Consider the following 18,384-nt stretch of genomic DNA (forward strand, 5'->3'; position numbering starts at 1 on the left):
ATACCCCCCAATGCTCGCCCCCCTCTGGGGGGGGGCGCGGGGGGGCCCCCCCCCCCCCCCCCCCCCCCAACCCCGAACCACGGCGGCGCGCCCCCCCCCCCGCGCCCCCCCCCGCCGGGGCGGGGCCCCCCGACCGCCTCACTTACCTGTCAACTGCTGGCGGCGCCTTTCTTGAATGGCTGGAAGGCCGCGAGTTGCCCGGCATCGCAATCCTGCAAACCAAGGCCCGCAATCCGGAGAACGCCTGATGGCCCGCATCACACTTCGACAACTACTCGATCACGCCGCAGAGCGGAGCTACGGCGTGCCTGCTTTCAATATCAACAACATGGAACAGGGGCTCGCGATCATGCAGGCTGCCAAGGCCTGTGACGCGCCGGTGATTATCCAGGCCAGTAGAGGCGCGCGCAGCTATGCTAACGACATCATGCTTGCAAAGATGATGGAGGCATTGACAGAAATCTATCCTGATATTCCGCTATGCGTGCACCAGGATCACGGCAACAGCGAAGCGACCTGCCTGTCGGCAATCCGTCACGGGTTCACCTCGGTGATGATGGACGGTTCGCTCGAATCCGACGCCAAGACGGCGGCCAGCTACGACTATAACGTTTCGATCACCGAACGCGTGACCCGCATGGCCCATGCCGTAGGTGCGTCTGTCGAGGGCGAGCTTGGTGTACTCGGTTCGCTGGAATCCGGCCACGGAGAGGCCGAGGATGGTCACGGCGCGGAAGGTGCCCTGTCGCATGACCAACTCCTCACCGATCCGGAGCAGGCGGTCGATTTCGCTGGCCGTACCAAGGTCGATGCGCTCGCCATTGCAATGGGTACCAGCCACGGCGCTTACAAGTTTTCACGAAAGCCCGACGGCGACATTCTGGCGATGCATGTCATCGAGGCGATCCATCAGAAGCTGCCGAACACGCATCTCGTCATGCATGGTTCGTCGTCGGTCCCGCAGAAGTTGCAGGACGTCATAAACCGCTTCGGCGGGGAGATGCCGCAGACCTTCGGCGTCCCTGTCGAAGAGATCGAACGCGGCATCCGCCATGGGGTGCGCAAAATAAACATCGACACAGACTGCCGCATGGCGATGACCGGCCAGTTGCGGAAGATCGCAAGCGAAAACCCAAGCGAGTTCGACCCCCGCAAATTCCTGAAACCGGCAATGGATGCGATGCGCGACCTCTGCCTCGATCGTTTCGAACGTTTTGGCACGGCGGGCAACGCCTCAAGAATCAAGGTGCTGCCCATGGACGAGATGGCCAGGCGCTATGCCGCCGGCGAGCTCGACCCGCGTATCGCCACCGCACGCGCAGCGTGAAACCGCCTCCAGGAAGGGAGACCAGCCGTGAACATTCAACCTGCAGAACTCAAGGGCAAGGAACGCTACAAGGCCGGCGTGCTCAAATATGCGCAGATGGGCTATTGGAACGCCGACTACGAGCCGAAAGCCACCGATCTCATCGCGCTGTTCCGCATCACCCCACAGGATGGCGTCGATCCAATCGAGGCGGCGGCGGCCGTGGCCGGCGAAAGCTCGACTGCGACCTGGACGGTTGTCTGGACTGATCGCTTGACGGCTTGCGACCAGTATCGCGCCAAGGCTTACCGGGTCGATCCGGTGCCGAACAACCCAGGTCAGTATTTCTGTTACGTCGCGTACGATCTGATCCTGTTTGAGGAAGGCTCGATCGCCAATCTCACCGCGTCGATCATTGGCAACGTCTTCTCGTTCAAGCCGTTGAAGGCCGCGCGCCTGGAGGACATGCGGCTGCCGGTCGCTTACGTGAAGACCTTCAAGGGTCCCCCGACAGGGATCGTCGTCGAACGCGAGCGCCTTGATAAGTTCGGCAAGCCATTGCTGGGCGCCACCACCAAGCCGAAGCTCGGCTTGTCCAGCAAGAATTACGGTCGCGTCGTCTATGAAGGCCTGAAGGGCGGGCTCGACTTCATGAAGGACGATGAGAATATCAACAGCCAGGCCTTCATGCATTGGCGCGACCGTTTTCTCTTCTGCATGGAGGCCGTCAATCGTGCGTCCGCGGAGACTGGCGAGGTGAAAGGCCACTATCTCAACATCACCGCCGGCACGATGGAGGAGATGTATCGCCGTGCCGAATTGGCCAAGGAACTCGGCTCCGTCATCGTCATGGTCGACTTGATCATCGGCTGGACGGCAATCCAGTCGATCTCCAACTGGTGCCGCGAGAACGACATGATCCTGCATATGCACCGGGCCGGCCATGGAACCTATACGCGGCAGAAGAACCACGGCATCTCGTTCCGTGTCATCGCCAAATGGCTTCGGCTTGCAGGTGTCGACCACCTGCATGCTGGCACGGCGGTCGGCAAGCTCGAGGGAGATCCCATGACCGTACAGGGCTACTACAATGTCTGCCGCGAGGCGCATAACAAAGTCGATCTACAGCGTGGCATCTATTTCGAGCAAGACTGGGGTGATCTGCGCAAGGTCATGCCGGTAGCCTCGGGCGGTATCCACGCCGGCCAAATGCATCAGCTGCTTGACTTGTTCGGCGACGACGTCGTGCTTCAATTCGGCGGCGGCACGATCGGGCACCCGATGGGTATTCAGGCCGGCGCTACAGCCAACCGCGTCGCGTTGGAGACGATGGTGTTCGCCCGCAACGAAGGGCGCGACATCGCTCGTGAAGGGCCGGAAATCCTGCGCGCCGCTGCCAAGTGGTGCAAGCCGCTGGAGGCTGCGCTGGATACCTGGGGCAACATCACCTTCAACTACGAATCAACCGATACGTCGGATTTTGCGCCGACGCCGCAAGTCGCGATGTGACCTGAGAAGAGGAGACACGATCATGCGCATCACCCAGGGGTGTTTTTCCTTTCTTCCGGACCTCACCGACGAGCAGATCGCGATACAGGTCGAATATTGCCTGCGCAGCGACTGGGCGATCGGTGTCGAATATACTCACGACCCGCATCCCCGGAACACCTACTGGGAGATGTGGGGAAACCCGATGTTCGACCTCAGGGATGCTGCTGGCGTCATGATGGAGGTCGATGCCTGCCGCAAGGCATTTCCCGATAGCTATGTTCGCATCAACGCCTTCGATTCGACGCGCGGTTTCGAGACGGTGCGGATGTCGTTCATCGTCAACCGGCCAAAGGCTGAGCCAACATTCCACATGACCCGCACCGAGGTGGCCGGACGAACCGTCAACATCTCTATGACGGCGGTACGCTAAGAAGGATTGCGCTATGGCTGATTTTGCCGCCCTCGAAACGAACACCGCCCCCCCACGAAGCGTTGATTTGGCGGCGGACTTTCGCCAGTCGGGGGTCGCAGAAATCCTCGACGAACTGGACAGCGAACTTACCGGACTGAGGCCGGTGAAGCAGCGCATTCGCGAGACGGCGGCATTGCTTCTGGTTGATCGTGCACGCAAGCGCCTTGGCCTGGCGCATGAAACGCCGACGCTGCATATGAGTTTCACAGGAAATCCCGGTACCGGCAAGACCACCGTGGCGCTACGCATGGCGAGTTTGCTTCACCGTCTGGGCTATGTCCGCAAGGGTCACCTCGTTTCGGTGACGCGGGATGACCTCGTCGGCCAGTATATCGGCCATACCGCACCGAAAACGAAGGACGTGTTGAAGAAGGCCATGGGCGGCGTGCTGTTCATCGATGAGGCCTATTATCTCTACCGCCCCGACAACGAGCGCGACTATGGCCAGGAGGCGATCGAAATTCTACTTCAAGTCATGGAAAACCAGCGCGACGATCTCGTCGTCATCCTCGCCGGCTATGCCGACCGCATGGACAAGTTTTTTGCGAGCAATCCCGGCTTCCGCTCGCGCATCGCCCACCACATCGACTTTCCTGACTATGACAATGGCGAACTTCTCTCGATCGCGGAGACGATGCTTGCAAGACAGAGCTACATCTTCGACAACGAGGCGCGCAACGTCATGGCCGACTATATCGATCTGAGGCGTCGGCAGCCGCATTTCGCCAATGCGCGGTCGATCCGCAACGCGCTGGACCGGGCTCGACTGAGGCAGGCGAACCGCCTGTTCGAACAGGCGAAGGGCCCGATCGACACTGAGGAGCTTTCCACCATCCGCGCAGAAGACATCAGGGCAAGCCGAGTGTTCGCCAATGGCGTGCCAGACAGCGTTAGGGAAACCCCATGACGAGACCAACCATCATCGCCCCCTCCATTCTATCGGCCGATTTCTCACAATTGGGCGAGGAGATCGAGACCGTGATTGCGGCTGGCGCGGACTGGATCCATCTCGACGTGATGGATGGCCATTTCGTACCTAACATCACCTTTGGCCCACCTGTGATCAAGGCCGTCCGCAGCCGCACGAACAGGATCTTCGATTGTCATTTGATGATTGCGCCGGCCGATGCCTACCTGGCCGCTTTCGCCGATGCCGGTTGTGACATTATAACCGTGCATGCGGAAGCAGGTCCGCACCTCGACCGGTCGCTTCAGTCAATCAGGAACCTGGGCAAGAGGGCCGGCGTCTCGCTCAATCCGTCGACGCCCGAGAATGTAATAGAGTATGTGCTTGATCGCCTCGACCTCGTGCTCCTGATGACCGTCAATCCGGGTTTTGGTGGCCAGGCCTTCATCCCCTCCATCGTCGAGAAGGTGAAGCGGGTGAAAGCCATGATCGGCGACCGGCCGATTGATATCGAAGTCGACGGTGGGGTGACATCCGAGACCGCTCCATTGGTTGCCGCCGCCGGGGCAACCGTGCTGGTCGCAGGCTCTGCGGTGTTCAGCGGCGGAACCGAGGCAGCTTACCGGCATAACATCTCCGCTATCAGAAAGGCCGCCGACGGGGCGGCCCACAGGGCGGCTTAAGGGTTCCACGATGGCATTCTCTTCCCCGGTTTGCGATTTCGGACTGTCGGCGGCGGACGCAACGCTATCCGGCCTCGACGGTAAGCCGCATCGTGTCCTAGACAGCGCTGGGCCGCGCGGATTGGTGGTCGCTTTCATCTGCAATCACTGCCCCTACGTAAGGGCTGTCATCGGCCGCATCGTGCGCGATGCTCGTGACCTCAGACAATTCGGCGTCGGCTTCGTTGCCATCAATGCGAACGACGCCAAAATCTATCGGCAAGATTCATTTCCGAACATGAAGCTTTTCGCTCGAGAACATCGATTCGACTTCCCGTATTTGCACGACGCCGACCAAGTGGCAGCAAGGGCGTACGGGGCCACATGCACGCCGGACTTTTTCGGCTTCAACGCCGAACTCAAGCTGCAGTATCGGGGGCGGCTCGATGCGTCGCGAAAGGAGGAAGGCCCACCGGGTCTTCGGCGCGATCTCTATCAAGCGATGACCCAGATCGCCAATTGCGGGTATGGACCAGACGAGCAGATCGCCTCGGTTGGCTGCTCCATCAAATGGAGGACCGGCTTATGAAAGCCGACGCTGGCGATCCCGGCTGGCACCGTCCTCGTGCCGTCCTCTTCGACCTCGATGGCACTCTGATCGACACAGCACCCGACCTTCGGGCATCCGTGAACCAATTGCTTTCCATGCATGGGTTGGGGCCGCTCTCGCTCGACCAGGTGCGCAGGATGATTGGCAACGGCGTAAAGGCGCTGGTGGAAAACGCGTTTGACAGCTGCGGATATTCACTTGACGGCGAAAAACTTGAGGGAAAATACAACGCGATGTTCGAGATTTATCGTGGGCAGCTCACGACATTGTCCCGGCCAATGCCCTATGCTCGCGCGGTTGTCCAAGCGCTTCACGGGGACGGGTTCCGCCTGGGCGTCGTGACCAACAAGCGGCAGGATCTGGCAGAGCGTATCCTCGATCATTTCGCGCTATTGCCCTTCATGAGCGCTGTCATCGGTGGAGGCGCTGGGATAGCTGCAAAGCCGGCGCCAAATATGCTCCTGCTCGCTTTGGGCCGGCTAGAAATGGGGCGGGGCGATGCGGTCATGATCGGCGACAGTGGAATCGATATCGTAGCCGCGCATAGCGCCGGCCTGCCGATTGTCTTGGTTAGGAACGGTTATTTGAAAAGCGCTGAAGAAGCCGCCGATGCCGATCTAACGATCGCTGACCTAAGTGAATGTGAAGCCGCTATCGGGGCGATCTGGAAATTCGGCCCGCGCCGGTTTGCCCAAGCTTGCGTGAGCCGGCGTGGTTGAAGACAGTGTTTTACCCTGCTAACAAGATAGGCAGAGTGGAAACTATCTTTGATGGAACACGCCGGCACAATTATCGTCCTTTCACGACCGGGAAGCGACTGGTCGTCGGCTCTTCACGTCCTGTCGGAGCGTTATGCATACCGCGTAATTCCTGTAGCCTCGGTCGCCGAAGCCCTTACGACCATGGGCGCCATCCACGTCGATCTGGCGATTGCCGAAGATGGTGCGGGCGAGGCGGCAGGTCTGGACTTTCTTACGCGGTTGCGGGTTTCCCATCCTGACATCGTTCGGGTCTATGTCACTGCCGCCTCGAGTTACGCTTCCGAGCAGGCCCTCTCGCAGGCTGCCATCTACCAGTTTCTGCTGGCGCCACTCGACGCTGCCCAGCTTGGCCTCGTCGTCGAGCGTGCGCTGGAGACCCGCGAGCTTGCGCGTCGGCACCGCCTCCTGTCGAGGGAATTCAAGATCTCGGGTGATTCCTTCATTTTGGGCGAGCGAAAGGGCCCAACCTTTCGGCCGGAAAGCCAGAGGTTCGAAAAGCTGATCTATATAAGCGAGAAGATGGCCGAGCTTTGTGACCTGGCACGTCAAGCCGCCACGACGGAGCTGCCAATATTGATCCAAGGCGAGACCGGGACCGGCAAGGAACTACTCGCGCGGGCAATCCACTACAATTCGATGCGTAGCAGCAGCCCATTGCTCGTCCAGAATTGCGGCGGCATGCCAGACGAACTCCTGCAGTCCGAACTTTTCGGCCACAAACGCGGGGCTTTTACCGGAGCTATCTCCGACCGGTTGGGACTGTTCCGTGCAGCTGACGGCGGAACGGTTTTCCTCGATGAGATATCTGATGTATCGCCCTCGTTTCAGGTCAGCTTGTTGAGATTCTTACAGGAGGGCGAGGTGAAGCCCTTGGGCGCAGACAAGGTGCTTCACTGCGATGTCCGCATTATTGCAGCCTCGAACAGACCGCTGAAGGATCTCGTTGCCAGGGGAGAGTTTCGGCAGGACCTTTATTTCCGGCTCAAGGGGTTCGAGTTTGAAGTTCCATCGCTCAGGGAACGTCGCGACGACATCGCGCCGCTGGCGGAGTTCTTTGCAGCCAAGCATGCCGACGCAATTGGCCGGAAGATCCTGGGCATCACCGCCAATGCGCTCGAAAAATTAAGCGCATGCGAATTCCACGGCAACATTCGAGAACTCGAGAATGAAATCCGCCGAATGGTGGCTCTGGCCAAGGACGGCGAGTACATCACCACTCGCAACATGTCGCCGGCGCTGCTGGCGGCAGCCGCATTGCGCAAGGTTCCGGATGGCGTGCGAGGCTTCTTGCCCGAAGGGACAACGCTCAAGGATCAGGTCGAGAGCCTCGAGCGGCAGATTGTTGGAACCTCTCTGCTGCGAAATCATTGGAACCAAAGCCGCACGGCAGCCGAGCTAGGCCTGTCGCGTGTTGGACTAGCCAATAAGATCAAACGCTACAATATTGTTGAAGGTGGCTGAAATGGCCAAGGATGACAGCACCGGCACTACCTATGAAGCCCCAGTTGTCCGTTTTCCGCAGTCGAAAGTGACGCCGCCAGGAGCGAACAACCCGACGAGAAATCTGGGCCTTGGGAAGATCGCCAGGGCGATCGGCGCTTCCGAGCGCCAGACCACCGGTCATTGGTGCAGTCGCTGTCGCGGCATCTGGTACGGCTATCTGTCTGAAGTGTCCTGCCCGGTTTGCGGCAACCGGCAAGGCTGAACCCTTCGAAACCTTCTTTTCACGTGCAAACAAACTTTGCAGGAGCGGATGGGGCCTTTGCTGCATTGCACCATATCGCACGGCGATTAAATGTTTGATTTTAACGCGTTTTCCTAGCCTCCTGTAAGTGGCATGGACCTTGCTTTTCCCTTCCTGTGAGTGCTCGCCAAGCGCTTAGAGTTATCCAGGGAGGAATTCATGGCCAATCTTCTGTGGCTCCAGGGCGGAGCCTGCTCGGGCAATACGATGTCATTCCTCAATGCGGAGGAACCGAGCGCGTGCGATCTGGTTACCGACTTTGGCATCAATGTGCTCTGGCATCCATCGCTTGGGCTTGAGCTCGGCGAGAACCTTCAGAAGATGCTGAAGGCGCTCACGTCGGGCACGCTGGCTCTCGACATCTTCGTCTTCGAGGGCACGGTCGTGAATGCGCCAAACGGAACGGGCGAATGGAACCGCTTCGCCGGCCGTCCGATGCGCGACTGGGTAGTTGACCTTTGTAAGGTCGCCAACTTCGTCGTCGCCGTTGGTGACTGCGCGACCTGGGGAGGGATTCCTGCAACAGCGCCCAACCCATCGGAAAGCGAAGGGCTGCAGTTCCTCAAACGCAGCCATGGCGGCTTCCTCGGCAAGGATTTCAAATCCAAGGCCGGCCTGCCAGTGATCAACATTCCAGGTTGCCCGGCCCATCCGGACTGGATCACGCAGATCGTCGTGGCAGTGGCCACGGGACGTGGTGGTGACCTGACGCTCGATGAATTCCAGCGACCGAAGACATTCTTTACCTCCTTCACCCAGACCGGCTGCACGCGCAACATGCATTTCGCCTACAAGGTGTCGGCGACCGAATTTGGCCAACGCAAAGGCTGCCTGTTCTATGACCTGGGCTGCCGCGGGCCGATGACGCATTCGCCATGCAACCGCATCCTGTGGAACCGGCAATCATCGAAGACGCGTGCCGGCATGCCTTGCATGGGCTGCACCGAGCCCGAATTCCCGTTCTTCGATCTGGCTCCGGGGACCGTGTTCAAGACCCAGACCGTCATGGGCGTCCCAAAGGACATGCCGAGCGGCGTCGACAAAACCGGCTACATCAAGCTCACCGCCGCAGCCAAGGCTGCCTCGCCGCGCTGGGCCGAGGAAGACATATTCGTCGTCTGAAGCCACCGAGCACAAGAACTGATTTTTAGGGAGGTCCGAAAGGCCATGTCAGCCGCAGTTCAAACACTTGATATTTCTCCTGTTGGCCGCGTCGAGGGCGATCTCGACGTCCGTGTCGATATCCAGGACGGCGTTGTCGTAAACGCCTGGACCCAAGCCGAACTCTTCCGCGGGTTCGAGATCATCCTGCGCGACAAGGATCCGCAGGCCGGATTGGTCGTCACTCCTCGTGCTTGCGGAATCTGTGGCGCCTCGCACCTGACTTGCGCAGCCTGGGCGCTCGACACCGCCTGGAAAGCCGAGGTCCCACGCAACGCCATCCTGGCGCGCAATCTCGGTCAGATCGTCGAAAGCTTGCAGAGCTTGCCCAGGCATCATTACGGCCTGTTCATGATCGACTACACCCACAAGAATTATTCGCATTCGAAATTCTACGAGGAAGCCGTCAAACGCTGGTCGCCCTTCACCGGCACCAATTATGAGCTTGGAGTGACCATCTCCGGCCGGCCGGTCGAAATTTATGCCCTGCTTGGAGGCCAATGGCCACATTCGAGCTACATGGTGCCCGGCGGTGTCATGTGTGCGCCGACACTAACCGACGTAACCCGGGCATGGTCGATCCTGGAACATTTCCGCCGCAACTGGATGGAGCCGGTATGGCTTGGCTGCTCCTTCGAGCGCTATGAGCAAATTCGGTCCTATGACGACTTCATGGCCTGGCTGGATGAACGCCCCGAACACGCGAATTCCGACTTGGGCATGTTCTGGCGCATGAGCATGGATGTTGGCGTCGACAAATACGGCAAAGGTCACGGAAAATATGTTTCGTGGGGTTACCTGCCGCACGAGGACAAATACAACCGGCCGACCATCGAAAACCGCAATGCCTCACTGATCATGAAAAGCGGTGTTTATGACGGGATGGCGGATACGCATAAGCTGATGGACCAGGTCCACACACGGGAGGACCTTGTGCATGCCTGGTACGACGAGCCGAGCGGCAAGCATCCGTTCGACCGTTCGACAAAGGCAGTCGGCAAGAACCCCGTCGAATATGACAATCAGTATTCATGGGCTACCGCGGTCCGCCACGATGACAATGGTCGGCTTGAAGCCGGACCATTGGCCCGGCAGTTGATCGCGGGCGGCGGGCATGGAGAAAGCTGGCAGCATCACGACCCGCTCGTGCTGGACATGTACAAAAAGCTTGGCGGGGCCAGTGTCATGCTGCGCCACTTCGCCCGCATGCACGAGGGCGTAAAACTCTATCGCCAGGCCGAACATGCACTGCGCGAATTCCGCCTCAATGATCCTTGGTACATCAAGCCGACCGAAAAGGACGGTCGCGGCTGGGGGGCCACCGAGGCTATCCGCGGCGCGCTGTGTCACTGGATCGAGGTGCAGGGCGGCAAGATCAAGAATTACCAGATCATCGCGCCCACGACCTGGAACGTCGGGCCGCGATCGGATGGCGGCGAGCTTGGCCCTATCGAGCAGGCGCTCATCGGCACGCCGATCGCTGATCCCAGCGATCCCGTCGAGGTTGGGCATGTCTGCCGCTCGTATGATTCCTGCCTTGTCTGTACCGTGCATGCCCATGACGCCAGCACCGGGACCGAACTCGCGCGTTTTCGCACGGCTTGACCCGACGCGATTTGTCGGGCGCTCTCAGCCCCGATCGCCTCGCTACGTGGCGGGCGATCGGATCCGCTGCAAACGAACTCGGGACCGCAGGCAATGAATAGCGAGCAACAGCATTCTCTGCTGCGCAAGATGGCCCAAATGATGCAGAATGGGCTGAAGACGCAGACAGAGCCCTTTCCCGAAACGGAAAGGGAGTTCGCCGCGATACTGGCTGAATTGCGTCAGCTTAAGCCAGATGACATCGAGGGCAAGATGATAATCAGCGGTTTCCTGGACCAGCCTTATGGTCCTGACAGGCAGCGCTGCATGGAATGCATGTACTATCTCGTCCACCGGGAATGGTGCGACCTGCCGGAGTTGGCCGTGCCGGTCGATGCTGATTGGTGGTGCAGGCTTTGGCGTATTTAGACCGAATGGAGTTAGATCGAACCAGTTCAGCTGGATACTGCCATGGTAGCGAAGATAACGACTGATGAGGATGTGCCCGGACAAATTCGGTCCCTGCTTGCCGGCGGCCTGAAGACAGAGGTTTTTCCACGCGCAGATAGCCATGAGAACGTCGCCGAAATCATCGATCGGTTGCGGGCGGCGGACGAGGATATCAAAGCCCTGCTGGTGATCGCGGGCTTCACTGATCACCCGGTGGAGCATGGCGGAATGGAGCAGGCCTGCGGGACATGCATGTATTACCTTATCCATCGGCACTTTTGCGAACTGCCGGAACTTGCTGTCCCGGTCGAGCCGCAATGGTCATGCCGGCTTTGGCGGATATGAGCGGACAAACATGATCGGGGTCATCGGCTGCGGGAATCCAAACCGTCAGGACGATGGCGTCGGCCTGCAGGTCATACGCGAGCTCAAACACCGCAATCTCGAAGGACCGAAAGTCAAATTGCTGGACGCCGGTACAGACGGCATGTCGGTCATGTTCGCTGCACGGGGCTGCACTTCGTTGATTGTTGTCGATGCCGCGAAAACAGGGGTGAAACCAGGCGCGATCTACGAGGTGCCTGGCGCCGCGCTTGAGCGGTCATATACCCCAGGTCTCAATCTCCATGATTTTCGCTGGGACGCCGCCCTCCATGCCGGGCGGCAAATCTTTCGGCAAGACTTCCCTGATGACGTGACGGTCTTTCTGATCGAGGCCAAGGAACTTGGCTTCGGTATTGGATTGTCGGATGACGTCGCGGCATCGGCAAGCAAGGTTTCACGGCGCGTCGAGATGCTCATAGTCGAACGGCTGGCAAGGCTGCCAGCATGAAAATACCACCTGACTGCGTCCAGATCCGGCGCGGCGGGCTCTATCTGTCCGTTGCGACATACGACCGATACTTCGCGGGCCTCGATACGGTGGTTCTGCTGCGGCGCGAAAATGATCTTGTCATTTTGCCTGTCCATCACGCCGCTTCTGGCGGCTATCTCCTCAAGCGACTCAGCGCAGCCGGGGACCGTGTGGTTTTCGCACCGGATTTCTTTCGGGAACACGGGCTAGAGGACGATTTTGATGGCGAATTTTGCGTGGGCTGGGATTCGGCGCAGGCCGCCCTGGTGGCCAAAACGGCCTTCAAAGCAAAGTAAGTTTACACTTAGCAATTTAAGTAGACAGGCATAAAAAACTCAACTAGCATCTTTGCTAAGATAATAAGCTGCGCAAAGCAGCCGTGGAGGAACCCAAGTTGGAAAGCACTCGCGCTGACGATGAGGTGCGCGCGGCGCTCGCTGCGGCGGAGGACGAATCGGCGAACCCCGCCGAGCGGGCCGAGATGCTCATGGAAATTGCCATGGGACTCCAGCAGCGCCCCAAGCTATCCGAGCAGATCCTATCGGCGATAGACCTTTACGATCGGGCACTGCGGGTCTGCCCGCAAGACGAACGACTGCTTCTTGCACGAATCTCTGCGCGCAAGGGCTCGGCGCTTTTGATCTTGCCGGAAGAGGGTACTCTAGCGCTGCAGCAAGCGCGCGCCGCCTTCGAAGCGGCCATACCACACCTCATCGACTTCGGCCGCCCCGAGGAGCTGGCCGAGGCGGAAATGAACCTCGGCCTCGCCATCCAGAATCTGGCTGGTCACCACAAGGCCCGCATCACCGACGCGATATCGGCTTATCAGCGGGCGCTGCGCACCTTCGACAAGGTCCGTTTCCCCAAGGAATTCGCAATTCTCCAGAACAATCTGGCGACTGCATTCCTCTCGATGCCATTTACCGATTCCAGAGCCAAAATGCGCGAGGCACTCGCGGTCCAGGCCTTTGAAGAAGGGCTAAAGACCGTCAGTCTGATCGATCATCCGACCGAATATGCCATGTTGCAGAACAACCTGGGAAATGCCTTGCAATATGCCTCCTCGAGCCATGCACTCGAGAACAACTTGCGCGCGCTCGATGCCTATGACGAGGCGCTGAAAGTGCGTGTGCGCGCGACGATGCCGCTCGAATATGCCAACACGGTCTCCAATAAGGCGAACTGTCTTTGGAACCTGCCCGATGACCCCGAGCGACCAGAAGACGGCAACCGCGCCAATCTGCTTGCCGCGCGCGAATATTACCGGGAGAGCCGCGAAATTTTCAGCACCAGCGGCGAGGTGGACAAGGCCCGCACGGTTGCTGAGGCTTTGGAGCAAATCCAGCGTGAACTTCTCTCCACGCCGCCGAGCAAACCGGCTGGGAAGAATGGTGGGGAAACTCGAGATCGCATTGAAACTGACCTCAAGGAGCATTGACGTGGCAGGAGTTGAACTAACGGCAACCGGTGCGGTGCTCGCGCTGATTATTGGATTGGTAGCGTCCGGCATCGGCGGAGCAATCGGCGGTATCATGACCGGCGGCAAGTCATTGGGCAACGAGCTCGCCGCCATGATGGGTGGTTTTTACGGACCAATCGGCGGCGTGACAGGGATCCTGGTCGGACTGATCGTTCTGGCGCTAGTGGGCTGAGTGCAATCATGTTGGAAATGGTAAGAAGCTCGATCGTTCTCTTCTTTCGGGGAAAGCTCTTCGCCGACCCGGGAAAAGTCTATCGCCAGACGGCTTTAGGCGCGGCCGTGACCGCCGTGTTGCTCGTCGTCCTTGTCAAAGCCGGTGCACCACTGGCAGCAGCAGCTCTCGTCGCCGGCCTGATCGGCGGCGCGCTGCAGCCGTATCTGTTCAAGAACCTGAAGTACCGCTGACATGAACGCCGTCGATCTGATCGCGACCAAACGCGAGGACCTCGCTGGCCTGGTCGGCGATATCGAGCAGGTCGAGGCGATCTTTTCCACCTGGGATGAAACGCAGCGCGGCGCGGTCGAGGCCTACCGCCGCGCCATCGAGGACCTGAATGGCGAGGCCATACGTCGTCTGGTGCGGGCGCTAAAGGATGAGCCGGCGGCACTCGCCGCAATGAAACAGGCGGCAGCCGACGAGGTTGTCTATGCGGTGCTGCGCCGCCACGACATCCTGAAGCCCAGCCTCAGTGAACGGGTGGAGGCGGCGCTCGACGGCGTGCGCCCGATGCTGGCCTCGCATGGCGGCGACGTGGAACTCGTCAATGTCCGGCCGCCCGCGATCGAGGTGCGCTTTGTCGGCGCCTGTGATGGCTGCCCGGCATCGGCTCTGACCTTCCATGCCGGTGTGAAGAAGGCGGTCGAGCAGGCCTGTCCGGAGATCACCGACATTATCCAGATCAAAGGGATGAGTAACGCCACCGACAATGACAGCGTCCGCTTCATCAGCCCTTTCGCGCTTGGCGCCGTTGGTGGCTGGCATCTAGTGTGCCGCCTCGATGAGATTCCGCAAGGCGGTATCAGCGCCGTTGTCGTCGGCGGGCAAAATGTCATCCTGTCGCGCCAGGACGCTGTCGTTACGTGTTTCCACAACGCCTGTGCCCATCTTGGCATGGAGCTGGACGGCGGCGACATAGACGAGGGCATCATCACTTGCCCGCATCATGGCTTTCGATATGACCTATCCAGCGGCGAATGCCTGACGGCGCCGGAAGTGGCGCTTCAGTCGCACGCCGTCCGCATCGTCGGCAATCGCGTCGAAGTCAGGCTGTCGTCATGATGCGGATCTCGCTGGCGCCGCACTATCGCCGCAGCCTGCCGCTCGCCGGAATGGGGCAGCCGACGGTGCCGATGCTCAACCCGGCTGGCGCGCGGGTCGTCCTGGGCGACCAGGTCGATGCCAACGGATTGCCGGTCCCGGTTGCACCAAAACCGAACACGCTGTTTGGCCCGCGCGGTCTGTGCTTCGCGCCCGACGGGGGGCCGTTCTTCGTTGCCGACACCGGTCATCATCGCCTGATGGTCTGGAACAGCGTGCCGCAAGAAGACAACACCGCCGCCGATCTGCTGATCGGACAACCCGACTTTTTTTCCGAGGGCCGCAACGCGCATGGACGGGTCGGCGCGGCGAGCCTGAACATGCCAACCGGACTCTCAACTGACGGGAGGATGCTGGCTGTCGCAGACGCATGGAACCATCGTGTGCTGGTCTGGCGCACATTGCCCGAGCATTCGAACCAGCCGGCGGACCTGGTGCTCGGGCAGGCGGATTTTTCTAGCGGCATCGCCAACCGCGGAGACGCCATTGCGGCCGCCGACACGCTTAATTGGTGCTACGGCGTCACCATCGCCGAGGGACGGCTATTCGTCGCCGATACCGGAAATCGTCGGGTGCTGGTCTGGAACTCGCTTCCCCAATGCAACGGCCAACCGGCGGATCAGGTGCTCGGCCAGGCGGATGCTACGACGCGCGACGACAACGCGTCGGGCGTCGGTGCGGCCATCGGCATGAGATGGCCGCACAGCGTCGCTGTGGAGAACAACCGGATTCTCGTCGCTGATGCCGGCAACAACCGCATCATGGTGTGGAATTCCATGCCCAACGCCGACGGCGCACCCTGCAGCTTCGTACTCGGCCAATCGAGCTTCGACGGCAACGACCACAATCGGGCCGGCTATTATCCAAACGACCGTGCGCTCAACATGCCGTATGGCATGGTCATCCATAACGGCACCGTCTTCTGTGCCGACACAGCTAATTCCCGGCTGGTCGGCTATCCACTCGATGACCTCGGCATGGATCGCGCCGCCACCGGTCTCGCAGCGCAGCCTGGCTTTTCTGACAAGGGCGACAACCGCTGGCGTTTCGCTGCGCGCGACAGCGTCTGCTGGCCCTTCGCCTTGGCGGCCTCCGGCACAACGCTGGCAGTCGCCGATACCGGCAACAACCGGGTGTTGTTGTGGGAGGCGGGGTCATGAACACGCAGTTGCGCTTGACCATGGCCGACCCGGTGGTCACCGTCGAGGTCAGGGTCCGTGGCCGCGTGCAAGGCGTCGGCTTCAGGCCGACCGTGTGGCGGATCGCCCGCCGGCTTGGTCTCGATGGCCAGGTGCTAAACGATGGCGAAGGCGTGCTGATTCGTCTGCGCGGCGCCTCTTCCAACATTTCCGCGCTGGTGAACGAGTTGCGGGCATCACCACCGCCATTGGCCGAAATCACCAGCATCGAAACCCATGACCATTCCGGTCATATCGGACTGGGCTTCACCATCGTCGAGAGCAAAGCAGGCGCTGCCCTCACCGAAATATCGCCCGACGCTGCCATCTGCGATGCCTGCGCGGCGGAGATTTCCGACCCGTTCCTGCGGCGCTTCCGTTACCCCTTCACCAACTGCACCCATTGCGGCCCGCGGCTGAGCATTGTTCGCAGCGTGCCCTACGACCGCGCAACGACCACCATGGCGCCGTTTCCGCTCTGCGAGGCATGCGGCGCGGAATATCGCGACCCTGCCGACCGCCGCTTCCATGCCGAAGCGACGGCCTGCCATGTCTGCGGACCAAGAGCCCGGTTGATCCGTTTCGATGGCCGCGCTTTTTCCTTCGAGCAGCATTCGATGCTCGACGATGTTGATGCGGCTTTGAGCCTGATCCAGAAGGGAGAAGTCGTCGCCATAAAGGCACTCGGCGGATACCAGCTGGCCTGCGACGCGACCAGACCGGACGCGGTCGCGATGCTCCGCCAACGCAAGCGCCGCGATGCAAAGCCCTTCGCGCTGATGGCTCGCGACCTGGATGTGATCAGGCGCTACGCAACCGTTGGCGAAAACGAAGCTGTCGCGCTTACAAGCCGAGAGGCGCCGATCGTCCTGCTTGCCGCCGACGGGCCGGATAAGCTGCCGGATCAGATCGCGCCTGGCCTCAACACGCTGGGGTTCATGCTGCCGTCGACGCCTTTGCATCTGCTGATGCTCAAGCGCATGAGCCGGCCGGTGATCATGACCAGCGGCAATCTGTCCGACGAACCGCAAGTGATCGATGACGCCGAGGCTGCGAAAAAACTGTCTGCGATCGCACCCTATGCCCTGGTGCATAATCGCGACATCGCCAACCGGATCGACGATTCGGTGGTACGCCACATGGGCGGAAGGCTGCGCGCGCTGCGCCGCGCGCGCGGTTATGCTCCGGCTTCGATCGCACTGCCGGACGGCTTCGAACAGGCGCCGGAAATCCTCGCTTATGGCGCCGAGCTGAAATCGACCTTCTGTCTGATCAAGAACGGCCGTGCGGTGCTGTCGCAGCATCAGGGCGATCTCGAAGACGCGCTGACCTACGACGACTACCGCAAGAACCTGACCCTCTATAGCAGTCTCTTCGATCACCACCCAGTTGCCCTGACTGCCGACCGGCATCCCGAGTACCTGTCGGCAAAATTGGCACGTGCCACCGCTGCGAGTGAAAACCTTCCGCTGCTGGAGGTTCAGCACCATCACGCGCACGCTGCCGCATGTCTCGCCGAAAACAGACGCCCGCTTGCGGCCGCGCAGGTTCTGGCAATCGTTCTGGATGGGCTGGGCTACGGTTCAGACGGCGCGATCTGGGGCGGCGAGTTTCTGCTTGCGGATTATCGTCACTTCGAACGGCTCGGCACGTTCAAGCCGGTCGCAATGCCTGGCGGTGCGCAAGCGGTGCGCGAGCCGTGGCGCAACCTCTATGCGCATCTCATTGCCGAGATGGGTTGGCCGGCGTTCGCCATGAATTTTGAAGAACTGGACCTGTTTGCCGCGCTCTCCGCCAAACCGTTGGCGACGCTGGACGCCATGATCAAGGCATCGCTTAATTCGCCCAAGGCGTCTTCGTGCGGCCGGCTGTTCGATGCGGTCGCAGCCGCCCTCGGTCTCTGCTTCGACCGCCAGGCCTATGAAGGCGAGGCCGCTGCCCGGCTGGAAGCGATCGTCTCGGCGCAGGCGCTTGCCGAGGAGGGCGATCATCTCGCCTATCCCTTGCCTATCCCGAATCTAAAAAGGTCTGGCCTGCCTTATATCGAGCCGCTGGGCATGTGGAATGCCCTGCTTGGCGACCTCATCTTAGGGACGCCGGCCTCCATCATCGCCGCGCGCTTCCACAAAGGCCTGGCTAAATCGATTGCCGCCATGGCGCTGAAGCTGGCGCGCCGCGAGGATGAAGACGCCCCGCCGCGCTTCGACACGATCGCGCTGTCAGGGGGTTGCTTCCAGAACAAGGTGCTGTTCGAACAGGTCATCGGCCGGCTCGAGGCAATGGATTTCAACGTCCTGACGCACACCAACGTTCCCGCCAATGACGGTGGAGTCGCGTTTGGCCAGGCAGCGATCGCCGCCGCCCATCTCATCGAGGCCGGCAATGTCCGGCAGAAAGCGAGCTGATC

General features: G+C 60.4%; 21 protein-coding genes. All 21 read left to right on the forward strand.

Annotated elements, in window-relative coordinates; genetic code table 11:
* Positions 1–247: 247 nt before the first annotated feature.
* The 21 genes from fba to hypF all read left to right on the forward strand — a co-directional run bounded on the left by fba (position 248) and on the right by hypF (position 18,382).
* Positions 248–1,327, forward strand: a complete 1,080-nt coding sequence (gene fba, locus NKH02_RS23600; protein WP_352881841.1) for a class II fructose-bisphosphate aldolase — start codon at positions 248–250, stop codon at positions 1,325–1,327.
* 27 nt (positions 1,328–1,354) lie between these two features.
* Positions 1,355–2,815 (forward strand): form I ribulose bisphosphate carboxylase large subunit, encoded by a 1,461-nt coding sequence (locus NKH02_RS23605; protein WP_352881843.1) that lies wholly within the window; start codon positions 1,355–1,357, stop codon positions 2,813–2,815.
* Between the two features lie 22 nt (positions 2,816–2,837).
* Positions 2,838–3,227 carry a ribulose bisphosphate carboxylase small subunit gene (locus NKH02_RS23610; protein ID WP_352881845.1) on the forward strand — a complete coding sequence of 130 codons (390 nt, stop codon included), beginning with the start codon at positions 2,838–2,840 and terminating at the stop codon, positions 3,225–3,227.
* A 13-nt stretch (positions 3,228–3,240) separates the two neighbouring features.
* Positions 3,241–4,176 carry a CbbX protein gene (gene cbbX / locus NKH02_RS23615; RefSeq protein WP_352881847.1) on the forward strand — a complete coding sequence of 312 codons (936 nt, stop codon included), beginning with the start codon at positions 3,241–3,243 and terminating at the stop codon, positions 4,174–4,176.
* On the forward strand, positions 4,173–4,859 hold the full coding sequence (gene rpe / locus NKH02_RS23620; RefSeq protein ID WP_352881848.1) for a ribulose-phosphate 3-epimerase: 687 nt from the start codon (positions 4,173–4,175) through the stop codon (positions 4,857–4,859). Before cbbX ends, rpe begins: the two co-directional genes overlap by 4 nt.
* A 10-nt stretch (positions 4,860–4,869) precedes the next feature.
* Positions 4,870–5,427, forward strand: a complete 558-nt coding sequence (locus NKH02_RS23625; RefSeq protein WP_352881850.1) for a thioredoxin family protein — start codon at positions 4,870–4,872, stop codon at positions 5,425–5,427.
* Positions 5,424–6,167: an HAD family hydrolase gene (locus NKH02_RS23630; RefSeq protein ID WP_352881851.1), complete on the forward strand. Its 744-nt coding sequence runs from the start codon at positions 5,424–5,426 to the stop codon at positions 6,165–6,167. Before NKH02_RS23625 ends, NKH02_RS23630 begins: the two co-directional genes overlap by 4 nt.
* Positions 6,168–6,218: 51 nt before the next feature.
* Positions 6,219–7,670 carry a sigma-54 dependent transcriptional regulator gene (locus NKH02_RS23635; protein ID WP_352881853.1) on the forward strand — a complete coding sequence of 484 codons (1,452 nt, stop codon included), beginning with the start codon at positions 6,219–6,221 and terminating at the stop codon, positions 7,668–7,670.
* Position 7,671: 1 nt separating this feature from the next.
* Positions 7,672–7,914, forward strand: coding sequence for a hypothetical protein (locus NKH02_RS23640; RefSeq protein WP_352881855.1), 243 nt, complete (start codon positions 7,672–7,674; stop codon positions 7,912–7,914).
* Positions 7,915–8,112: 198 nt separating this feature from the next.
* Positions 8,113–9,075, forward strand: a complete 963-nt coding sequence (locus tag NKH02_RS23645) for an NADH-quinone oxidoreductase subunit B family protein (protein WP_352881858.1) — start codon at positions 8,113–8,115, stop codon at positions 9,073–9,075.
* Between the two features lie 45 nt (positions 9,076–9,120).
* Positions 9,121–10,719 carry a nickel-dependent hydrogenase large subunit gene (locus NKH02_RS23650; protein WP_352881860.1) on the forward strand — a complete coding sequence of 533 codons (1,599 nt, stop codon included), beginning with the start codon at positions 9,121–9,123 and terminating at the stop codon, positions 10,717–10,719.
* Positions 10,720–10,812: 93 nt separating this feature from the next.
* Complete coding sequence (locus tag NKH02_RS23655; protein ID WP_352881861.1) at positions 10,813–11,127, forward strand: hypothetical protein; 315 nt, start codon at positions 10,813–10,815, stop codon at positions 11,125–11,127.
* 42 nt (positions 11,128–11,169) lie between these two features.
* The gene (locus NKH02_RS23660) at positions 11,170–11,493 is read left to right on the forward strand and encodes a hypothetical protein (protein ID WP_352881863.1); all 324 of its coding nucleotides are present in this window, start codon (positions 11,170–11,172) and stop codon (positions 11,491–11,493) included.
* 10 nt (positions 11,494–11,503) lie between these two features.
* Entirely contained in the window at positions 11,504–11,980 is a 477-nt protein-coding gene (locus tag NKH02_RS23665; RefSeq protein ID WP_352881865.1) for a hydrogenase maturation protease, read from the forward strand.
* Positions 11,977–12,297, forward strand: a complete 321-nt coding sequence (locus NKH02_RS23670; RefSeq protein ID WP_352881867.1) for a hypothetical protein — start codon at positions 11,977–11,979, stop codon at positions 12,295–12,297. The genes NKH02_RS23665 and NKH02_RS23670 overlap by 4 nt, the downstream gene beginning before the upstream one ends.
* Positions 12,298–12,395: 98 nt before the next feature.
* On the forward strand, positions 12,396–13,439 hold the full coding sequence (locus tag NKH02_RS23675) for a hypothetical protein (RefSeq protein WP_352881869.1): 1,044 nt from the start codon (positions 12,396–12,398) through the stop codon (positions 13,437–13,439).
* Between the two features lies 1 nt (position 13,440).
* A complete protein-coding gene (locus NKH02_RS23680; protein ID WP_352881872.1) occupies positions 13,441–13,653 on the forward strand; it encodes a hypothetical protein in 213 nt (70 codons plus the stop codon).
* Between the two features lie 8 nt (positions 13,654–13,661).
* A complete protein-coding gene (locus NKH02_RS23685) occupies positions 13,662–13,886 on the forward strand; it encodes a hypothetical protein (protein ID WP_352881875.1) in 225 nt (74 codons plus the stop codon).
* A gap of 1 nt (position 13,887) precedes the next feature.
* The gene (locus tag NKH02_RS23690; RefSeq protein WP_352881878.1) at positions 13,888–14,760 is read left to right on the forward strand and encodes a NifU family protein; all 873 of its coding nucleotides are present in this window, start codon (positions 13,888–13,890) and stop codon (positions 14,758–14,760) included.
* Positions 14,757–15,959 carry an NHL repeat-containing protein gene (locus NKH02_RS23695; RefSeq protein ID WP_352881881.1) on the forward strand — a complete coding sequence of 401 codons (1,203 nt, stop codon included), beginning with the start codon at positions 14,757–14,759 and terminating at the stop codon, positions 15,957–15,959. Before NKH02_RS23690 ends, NKH02_RS23695 begins: the two co-directional genes overlap by 4 nt.
* Entirely contained in the window at positions 15,956–18,382 is a 2,427-nt protein-coding gene (hypF, locus tag NKH02_RS23700) for a carbamoyltransferase HypF (RefSeq protein WP_352881884.1), read from the forward strand. Before NKH02_RS23695 ends, hypF begins: the two co-directional genes overlap by 4 nt.
* Positions 18,383–18,384: the final 2 nt, after the last annotated feature.

The organism is Mesorhizobium sp. M1396, assembly GCF_040317725.1.
Lineage (GTDB): Bacteria > Pseudomonadota > Alphaproteobacteria > Rhizobiales > Rhizobiaceae > Mesorhizobium.